This window comes from Streptosporangium sp. G11, from assembly GCF_051192615.1.
In the GTDB taxonomy this organism is placed as follows: domain Bacteria; phylum Actinomycetota; class Actinomycetes; order Streptosporangiales; family Streptosporangiaceae; genus Streptosporangium.
Genome location: NZ_JBPJUQ010000220.1, coordinates 1 through 3,404 on the forward strand (window position 1 = coordinate 1; position 3,404 = coordinate 3,404).

The following is a 3,404-nucleotide window of genomic DNA, read 5'->3' on the forward strand; positions in this document are numbered from 1 at the left end:
TCATTTGATGTCATCGGTTCGCAGCACGTGTTTTCCGCGACTGTCCGGAGTGTGGTGGTGGACCTGGAGGCGGGCCATCGCGGCATCGACCAGGCGACCGCGCAGGAAGGCCGGATCTGGGCGCGGCTCGGGTCCGGCCCGGAGACGCGTGATGCGCTGAACCGCGTTGCCCGGCTGGTCTCGCCGTTGTCGATGCCTGAGCATCCCGAGCACCACTACCGCTACGACCCTTCCAAGAGCGAGGCGTACGTGGCGACCACCCTGTCATGGCTAGGAGACCCGGCCGCCGAGCCGTACGCCCGGCAGGTGCTCACCCGCCTGGAGTCGGCCGCGGACGGGATGGTTCGTCCGCGCAGGGCGGCCTCCGCGCGCCTTGACCTTGCTCTGGCCCTTCTCGCCACCGACCAGCCCGACGAGGCGGGTCAGCTTACCCTCACGACCATGACGAGCGGCGTGCTGGTGCCGTCCAACTACTGGAGAGCGCGCGAGGTGATCGGCGCCATCGAAGCGCGCCGCATGCCGGAAGCCGGAGAACTACGCGAGGCATATCGAGAACTGAGCGGTCGCGAGTAAAGGCCGTATCCAACGGAGACGTGTCGCGTCCAGCCGGGATGAGAGCGGCTTACTCCTCTTTGGATTCCGCGCCGAGCAATCGCAGGTTCAGCATGTCCGGGGGAGAAGGGAAGCCGGTGATCCTGCTCGCCAGGGAGAAGGAGCTGGGGATTGGGAATCGATGTCTGGGCCTTCGAAAGCGCGGTCAGGATCCAGCCCGACGTCGCGTATCGCCTCGACCAGGCGGTCAGGATCGCTGCCCGACTGGACGATGGGTTCATCGGGTCGAACCAGGTTATCGTTTTCCCGTCGATCTCGTAGGTGGAGGTGTCGGAGGCGTATTCGTGGCAGCAGGCCGACACGACCTCGATCCCCTGTGAGATCCGGGCTCTTATCTCGGAGTCGACAGCGATCTTCCACCCTTCTGGTTCGATAACCACAGACCAGCCGCCGACCTTCACAGCGCCGATGTAACCAGTCATGTCCTCCGCGTTCTCCATCGAGCGCTCGTCCAACTCATCGAACGTCACTTCCTCCGGTTTTGTGATCCCACTATCGGAACTCCTCCCGGAGGTGTTGTAGCGTCACTGCCACTGGGCTTCTTCTTTGTGGTTTCCGGGAACCCGGGTGGCGCTGCGGACAGTCCCTGTGTGTGGATATGTCGATACGTGCCCGGATACGTGGCGGGGATACAGAGGCGTTCGAGCAGCTCTTCGATGAGTTCGCCCGATCGGTGTACGGCCATGCCTTCCGGCTGACGGGAAACTGGTCGGTTGCCGAGGACGTGATGTCCCTGACCTTCCTGGAGGCCTGGCGACTGCGGCACCGGATCGACGCCGATGGCGGTTCGCTGCGGCCGTGGTTGCTGGGCATCGCCACCAACGTCGCGCGCAATACCCGGCGGGCCGCCTACCGCTACGACGACGCCCTGGCCCGCATACCCAGAGCTGAGCAGGTTCCCGACCTGGCCGATGAGGTGGCGGGACGCATCGACGATGCCGACCGGCTGGCCGCGATCCGGTGGGCCTACGGCACGCTGCGCCGCCAGGAGCAGGAAGTGTTCGCGCTGGTCGTCGGGTCGGGTCTCGGCTACGTCGAGGCAGCCGAGGCGCTGGGTATTTCGGTGGGAACGGTCAGGTCCCGGCTGTCTCGGGCGCGAAAGAAGCTGGAAAAACTCGCGGCTGAGAGGGAACCATCCAGGCCGTCACGACAGGTAAGAGGTGACCGCGACATCGCGGCCCGGTTCACGAGGGAGGAGTACCGATGAACGAGGACGAGCGAGAAAGGCTGACCCGGCTGCTGCCGTACCAGGTGGAGCCCGAACTCCCGCGGAACCGGCACCGACAGCTCAAGGAGTTCGTAATGACCGAGATTCACCAGGAAGCTCAGTCGGCCAAGCCGAAGCGGCGGCTGCTGCGCTCTGCCATCCTGGCCCCGGTACTGGCTGCCGCCGCTGCCATGGCGATCGCCGTCCCGCTGGCTCTGGGCGGTGGCGCGGCCTACGCCATCTCCAAGAATGACGACGGCACTATCTTCATCACCATCAACGAGGCCAAGGACCCCAAGAGCCTGCAGGCGGACCTGCGGGACATGGGGCTCAACGCGGTCGTCGACTACATTCCCGGAGGGAAGAAGTGCAGCCCGCAGCCTCGCAGCCAGAGCTTCTTGCCCAGGGAAGACGCTCCCCTCACCGTCCGGCCGAGACCGGAGAGCCAGGAGTCCGGCTTCACGATCGACCCCAAGGTTGTCGGGGACGGCCAGGTCGCGGTGCTGGAGTTCAGCGTCTCTGAACAGCCGGAGAGGACGGTCGCCGGTATTTGGGCGAGGGTCTCCAACGGACCCGTGGCCGACTGCAAGCTGGTCGACAGCACCGAGGCTCCGCTCGGCCCGCCCGAGGGCAGCTGACCAAATCCCTCAAAAGCGCGGTAGGCCGCCAGGTCATCCCCACAGGGGCGCCTACCGCACCTCTGAAGGTCCTGGGGGGTCGATGGCTTCGCGATGAGTTCCTTCTCCAACAACCGTGCGATCTTGGAAATCGCCGCAACGGGAAAACTGTTTTTGGAGGATCGGATGATCGCAGCGGCAAGGCTGTCCGTGATGTTTCCCTCTTGGGTGACAAACTGAGTGACGACCACCTCGGACAAGGGCGGACGACGGTGGATCCCCATGGACCGTAAGACCAGGTGAGGGCGGGTATCGCCCATGGTCCCGCCCCCGCCTGGGTTGCTTTGCAAGCGGGATGTCAGGAGTTCGAATCTCCTAGGCTCCGCCTGCGGGAATACTCAGTCTGTGATCATGAAAATCGGGCTTGAGTGACTATCTGGGTGACTAAGCCCCTCGTGCGCCTCCGAAGAGATCGTTCATCGCCGTCGCGCCCTCCTGCATGACGGGCCGGATCTGGAGACGGTAGACCGTCTCGGTGACCACGGTGTTGGCGTGGCCGACCAGGCGAGAGATGTGCTCGATGGGGACGCCGGAGGCCGAGAGCAGCGAGACGAAGCTGTGTCGCATCTCCCTGGGCGTCCACTCCGTGTCGACCAGCCCGGCTTCCTTGAGGATCTTCCGGAAGTCCCGCCGGATGTTGCCGGCACTCAGCGCGGTATTCACCCCCGAAGAACTCACCGACAACGGCATCGCCCTCATGATCTAGTACTCCAGTCATAGAGCGTGATGTTGCTGGTGAAGGTGCCTGAAGGCCGCAGTATTCGTCGGCCGTTATTCACGAGAACAACCTCTTGTGGCGAGTGTCCGGTTGATTGTTGCCGGGAGTGACCAGTACTGCATTCGTAGATCTTGATTCGTTTGGCCCCGCCAGGGGACGTAGTTAGGCCATCGTCGGTGCGTGACGTGCG

The 3,404-nt window shown here is 64.2% G+C and carries 5 protein-coding genes and 1 pseudogene; 4 read left to right on the forward strand and 2 right to left on the reverse strand.

Annotated elements, in window-relative coordinates; genetic code table 11:
- Together ACSDR0_RS49850 and ACSDR0_RS49855 are read left to right on the forward strand one after the other, a co-directional pair.
- A partial coding sequence (locus tag ACSDR0_RS49850) for a hypothetical protein (protein ID WP_435296002.1) occupies positions 1–573 on the forward strand: 573 nt, incomplete at its 5' end.
- Positions 574–723: 150 nt separating this feature from the next.
- Positions 724–873, forward strand: a complete 150-nt coding sequence (locus ACSDR0_RS49855; protein WP_435296006.1) for a hypothetical protein — start codon at positions 724–726, stop codon at positions 871–873.
- 5 nt (positions 874–878) lie between these two features.
- Here ACSDR0_RS49855 and ACSDR0_RS49860 read toward each other — a convergent pair.
- Positions 879–1,052 (reverse strand): annotated as a pseudogene (locus ACSDR0_RS49860) (DUF6461 domain-containing protein); the annotation flags it as partial.
- A 158-nt stretch (positions 1,053–1,210) separates the two neighbouring features.
- On the opposite strand from ACSDR0_RS49860, the gene ACSDR0_RS49865 reads away from it, so the two are divergent.
- Entirely contained in the window at positions 1,211–1,819 is a 609-nt protein-coding gene (locus ACSDR0_RS49865) for an RNA polymerase sigma factor (RefSeq protein ID WP_435296003.1), read from the forward strand.
- The gene (locus ACSDR0_RS49870; RefSeq protein ID WP_435296004.1) at positions 1,816–2,457 is read left to right on the forward strand and encodes a hypothetical protein; all 642 of its coding nucleotides are present in this window, start codon (positions 1,816–1,818) and stop codon (positions 2,455–2,457) included. Before ACSDR0_RS49865 ends, ACSDR0_RS49870 begins: the two co-directional genes overlap by 4 nt.
- Before the next feature lie 423 nt (positions 2,458–2,880).
- Here the strand turns inward: ACSDR0_RS49870 and ACSDR0_RS49875 are convergent, their stop codons facing one another.
- Positions 2,881–3,186 (reverse strand): tyrosine-type recombinase/integrase, encoded by a 306-nt coding sequence (locus ACSDR0_RS49875; RefSeq protein ID WP_435296005.1) that lies wholly within the window; start codon positions 3,184–3,186, stop codon positions 2,881–2,883.
- Between the last annotated feature and the right edge of the window lie 218 nt (positions 3,187–3,404).